At 65.8% G+C, this 4,666-nt stretch carries 4 protein-coding genes and 1 pseudogene; 2 read left to right on the top strand and 3 right to left on the bottom strand.

Features of this window, described 5'->3' with window-relative positions; all coding sequences use genetic code 11:
* A pseudogene (locus tag ABYB95_RS17325) lies at positions 1 to 335 on the bottom strand (amidohydrolase); the annotation flags it as partial.
* A gap of 101 nt (positions 336 to 436) precedes the next feature.
* Between ABYB95_RS17325 and ABYB95_RS17320 the strand changes: the two are divergent.
* Positions 437 to 1,438, top strand: a complete 1,002-nt coding sequence (locus tag ABYB95_RS17320) for a LysR family transcriptional regulator (protein WP_372659802.1) — start codon at positions 437 to 439, stop codon at positions 1,436 to 1,438.
* A gap of 207 nt (positions 1,439 to 1,645) precedes the next feature.
* Here ABYB95_RS17320 and ABYB95_RS17315 read toward each other — a convergent pair whose 3' ends face one another.
* Positions 1,646 to 2,644, bottom strand: a complete 999-nt coding sequence (locus ABYB95_RS17315; RefSeq protein ID WP_372659801.1) for a Bug family tripartite tricarboxylate transporter substrate binding protein — start codon at positions 2,642 to 2,644, stop codon at positions 1,646 to 1,648.
* Complete coding sequence (locus ABYB95_RS17310; protein ID WP_372659800.1) at positions 2,641 to 3,561, bottom strand: LysR family transcriptional regulator; 921 nt, start codon at positions 3,559 to 3,561, stop codon at positions 2,641 to 2,643. Before ABYB95_RS17310 ends, ABYB95_RS17315 begins: the two co-directional genes overlap by 4 nt.
* Positions 3,562 to 3,677: 116 nt before the next feature.
* Between ABYB95_RS17310 and ABYB95_RS17305 the strand changes: the two genes are divergently transcribed.
* Positions 3,678 to 4,666: tannase/feruloyl esterase family alpha/beta hydrolase (locus ABYB95_RS17305; protein ID WP_372659799.1), on the top strand; the 989-nt coding region annotated here is incomplete at its 3' end.

The following is a 4,666-nucleotide window of genomic DNA, read 5'->3' as shown; positions in this document are numbered from 1 at the left end:
TCGTTGGCGCTGGTGGCCAGGGCACAAGCGTCGGCCGCGTCAAACATCTGCACGCCCGGTGAGGTCAGCATGAGCAGCTGCATGTCGATGCCGGTGGCGTCCATGTCGGCGATGCGGCGCGCGTCCAGATCCTGGATGCGGTCCGACAAGTCGCGCGCGCGGGGCGACTGGCTCTTGGCGAAAAATCCCCACAGGCTTTCAAAACCCGGGTCGTTGTGGGTGCCGGTTTCCAGCAGCGCGAGATAGCGCTGGATCAGTTCGGGCGGCGCCCAAGCCTCTTCGGTGGCAATGCGTTTGTAGCCCCGGCTTTCTGCGGTGTCCGTCGAATCTGTCACTGACTTGTCTCCTGTGTGTGGTGGTTGGGTTCAGGGGGATTGAACGGCATCTGGATTCATGCGTAAATCGAAAATTATTTACAAGAATATGAAGTGACTTCATGAATCCAAGTTTTCATCCAACCTTGCGCCAGCTCCAGGCTTTCATGGCGGTGTACCGGATGCGCAAGCTCAGCGCGGCGGCGGTGCAGCTGTTTGTCACGCAATCGGCGGTGAGTGTGTTGATCCGTCAGCTGGAGCAGGGCATGGGTGTGCGCCTGTTCGACCGCACCACGCGGTCCTTGCAGCCCACCGAGGCGGCCAAAGACGCGGTGGTGATCGTGGAACGCATCCTGCGCGACGTGGGTGCGCTCAGCGGTGGCCTGCGCGATGTGCGCGAGCTGCGGCGCGGCCAGGTGTCGGTGGTGATCACGCCGACACTGGCCGGCATGCTCATGCCGCCGGTGCTGGCGCTGTTTCTTCAGCAGCATCCCGAGATCAGGCTGCGCGTCGAAGATTGCGCTCCCGACCAGTTTCTGACGCGCATCGTGGGTGGGCAGGTGGATTTCGGCATCGGCACGCCGGAGCACGCGGGCAACGAGGTCGAACAGCAGACCCTGTTACGCGACCACCTGAGCCTGGTGTGCACGCCCGACCATCCGCTGGCCGCCAAAAGGAAGTTGCGCTGGGCGCAATTGCAGGGCTATCCCGTGATCGCGGGGCGGCCCGGTTATGGCGTGCGCAAGCTGGTCGATCTGGCGGCCGCCGATGCCGGGGTGCACCTGCAGGTGGTCAACGAGATCTCGTTCCTGTCCACCGGGCTGTGGATGACGGCTGGCGGTCTGGGCGCGTCCATCATGCCGTCGGCGTATGCCACGCAGTCCGGGCACAAGGGGCTGGTGGTGAAGATCTTGCACGAGCCCAAGGTGGCCCGCGACATCTACATCGTCACCAAGCGGGGCGGCCACCTGTCGCCCGCTTGCGAGGCCTTTATCGCGGTGATGCGAACCGCCTTGAACGGCGCCTGGCCGGCGGAACGCACCACGTCGCGCACGGGCGGCGGGTTAGGGCCTGTTCACACTATTTTTCCAAGTGCGAAAGGGGTGAAAACAGCGCCAATCTAGGCGCGCGACGACGGCCAGACTGGCTGTCTGGCCTAGGAGGGCAACAACGAGTGGCGCTGTTTTCACCCCTTTCCCTTCGGGTTGCGGCCAAAAAGGCCATGCGCGGCGTTGCAAAGCCTGGCCGGGGGGAAGCCCCGGCTGCGTTTTGCGCCTTGCGCATGGCCTTTTTGATCCGCAACGCATCTTGAAAAATAGTGTGAACAGGCCCTAGTCGAACTGTGAGCGGTTTCCCGCCACCAGTTCGCGGTTGCGCCGCCTGTCTGCGGTGATCTCGCGCGCGAATTCTTCACCGCTGCCATCGGCCGGGATGTTGTAGGCGCCGCGCAGCTGCGCGCGCAATGTTTCGCCGCGCAGCACATGGTTGATTTCGGCATTGAGGCGCTGCACCACGGCGGGTGGCGTGCGCGCAGGCGCAAAGATGCCGAACAGCGAATCGAGGTTGGCGCGCTCAAAGCCCAGTTCGGCCAGCGTGGGAACCGCCGGCAAGGCCTCCACGCGCGCGGACGCCCCCACCGCCAGCGCCTGGAGGCGACCGCTCGCGATGTATTGCAGTTGTTGCCCCGCGACGTTGGTCGACAGCACCTCGAACTGCCCGCCCAAGGCGTCGTTGATCTGCTGTGCACCGCCGTGGTAAGGAACGTGCGTGATCTGGGTGCGGCTGTGCATGCGCACCTGCGCCAACACCATGTGGCCGGTGGTGGCGATCCCGGAGGTGGCCCAGCGCACCGCGCCGGGTCGGCGCCGGGCGAGCGCGATCAGCTCTCCAAAGTTGTTGCCACCGAACGCCGGCGTGCCCACCACCAGAACGGGTGTGCGCATCACGCTGGCCACGGGTATGAAATCGCGCAGCGCATCGTAGGGCACGCGTGCGAGAAGGGGGTGCAGGGTGAGCGGGCTGATGGCAGAAAAAGCCAGCGTGTAGCCGTCGGGTGCCGAGCGCGCGAGCACGTGCATACCCAGGCTGCCGCCGGCGCCGGGGCGGTTCTCGACCACGACCGGCACGCCGAGCGCCTGCGACAGCGGTTCGGCCAGGATGCGTGCCATGCCGTCGCTCACACCGCCGGTCGGGTAGACCACGATCAGCCGCACCGGGCGGCTTGGCCAATCGGGCTCTGCGGCATGCAACAGGTGCGGCGCAGCACATGCGGCCACGAGCCGAGCACCTGCGTTTCGCAGGAAGTGGCGGCGTGCCAGCAACTCGCTCATGCCCGCGGGTTCTCGCTGGCGAGCTTGCGCAGCAGCGCGGCGAAATGCTGCGCGGGCAGGTTGTCTTCTTCGGCCCGCGACACCAGCGTGAGCGGTGCGTCGAGCTGTCCGCCGTCGGCCAGCGGCGCATAGGCGACCGCATGCGCGTGCACGCCGGTCATGGAGGCGGGCACCACCGACAGGCCCACCCCGGCCGCCACGAGGTTCAGGTTGGTCACCATGCGATCGACTTCGGCCACCACGCGTGGGCGCAGACCCTTGGCGTGGCACAGTGCGAGCAGCTTGGCATACCGGCCGGGTGCACCCGGGCGCCGCACCAGGATGATGCCTTCCTCGCACAGTTTCGCCAGCGGCAGCGGGCGCGAATGTTGGTGGCGGGCGAGGGCAAAGCGGTGGTCGCTGGGCATGGCCACGAGCACCGGTTCGCGCAACAAGGTCTCGAACACCAGGCCCTCGGGTTGCGCCACCGGTACGCGCAGCAAGCCGCAGTGCAGGCGGCCCGCCACCAATGCTTCGGTCAGTTCGGCAGCGTTGTCTTCGTGCAGTTGCAGCTCCACGTCGGGGTGCGCGCGGCGAAACGCGCGCAGCGCCTCGGGCATGAAGCGGTGCATGGCGGCCGAACTCGTGAACCCCACGGCGAGCGTGCCGACCTGGCCTTTCGCCACGCGCGCCATGCGTTGCTTCATGGCGTCCATGTTCTGCAGCATGCGCAGCGCCTCGACCTGGAACAAACGGCCCGCGTGGGTGAGCTCCACGCCGCGCGGATGGCGTCTGAACAGCAGCGCGCCGAGTTCGCGCTCCAGCGCCTTGATCTGCAGGCTCAGCGGGGGCTGCTGGATGCCCAGGCATTCGGCTGCACGTGTCATGTGGCCCGTTTCCGCGACGGCCACGAAATACCGCAGCGCTTTCATGTCCATATATTTTTCATATTGAAAGTGGTGGTTTATTTTATTTGACGAAAGACATCCCGTAAAACTATCGTCGGCGCTCCCATACAAAAAGCGGCCCTTCGAGACCGCATGCCGGAGACAAAATGCCCACACCGAACTCTGCCTTGATGATCCGTGCCGCCCTTGGCGCCTGCCGTTTGTTCGGCGCCGCCATCGGCGCTTCTGTGGTTCTGACCGCTTGCGGCGGAGGCGGCGCCGATAGCCAGAACCCGCCTCCCAACGACCCACCGACCGGACCCGTGCCGCTGGCCATGTCCTGCACCGAGCTCTCGGGCATGACGCTGCCCGCCTCGAAGATCGGCTTGCCCACGCAGGGCGCGACCGTCACCAGCGCAACCTCTGTAGGCGCTGGCGACGCGGGCAACAGCCTCGGCAGCTACTGCCGGGTGCGCGGCACCATCGAACCGGTGGACGCGAACGCCTCGCTCATCAACTTCGCCGTCAACCTGCCCGAGCAATGGAACCAAAAGAGCATCCACTACGGTGGTGGTGGTTTCAACGGCCGCCTGATCGACGGCACCGAGACCATCCGCTTTGGCCCGGCCGACAAGCTCGCACCGCTCGCGCTTGGCTACGCCACCTACGGTGACGACTCGGGCCACCAATCCAGCAGCATCACCGACGGACGCTTCGCCACCAACGACGAACAACTGGCCAACTACGGCGGCGATTCGCTCAAGAAGACCCGCGACGTGGCGCAGGCGCTGGTGCTTGCGCGCTACGGCATGGCTCCGAAGCAGGCGTACTTTCTCGGCACTTCAACGGGCGGGCGCGATGCCTTGCGCTACATCCAGCGCTGGCCGCTCGATTACATCGGTGTGATCGCCAACGAGCCTGCGCTCAACTACACCGGCACGCGGCTGTCGAACGTGGCCGTGGGGCGCGCGCTCTACAACAATGGCAGCGCCGGCTGGATGAACGTGGCCAAGACGCTGCTGGTGCAAAAGGCCGCGATGCAGGCCTGCGACAAGCTCGACGGCGCACAAGACAACATCGTGAGCAACGTGGAAAGCTGCCGCTTGCTGAACACCCAGATTCTGGCCTCGCTGCGCTGCAGCGGCGGTGCGGACAC

It is taken from the genome of Hydrogenophaga sp., from assembly GCF_041633695.1.
In the GTDB taxonomy this organism is placed as follows: Bacteria; Pseudomonadota; Gammaproteobacteria; order Burkholderiales; family Burkholderiaceae_C; genus Hydrogenophaga.
Note: the sequence above shows the minus strand (reverse complement) of the source record. Positions and strands in the feature narration are given on the sequence as shown.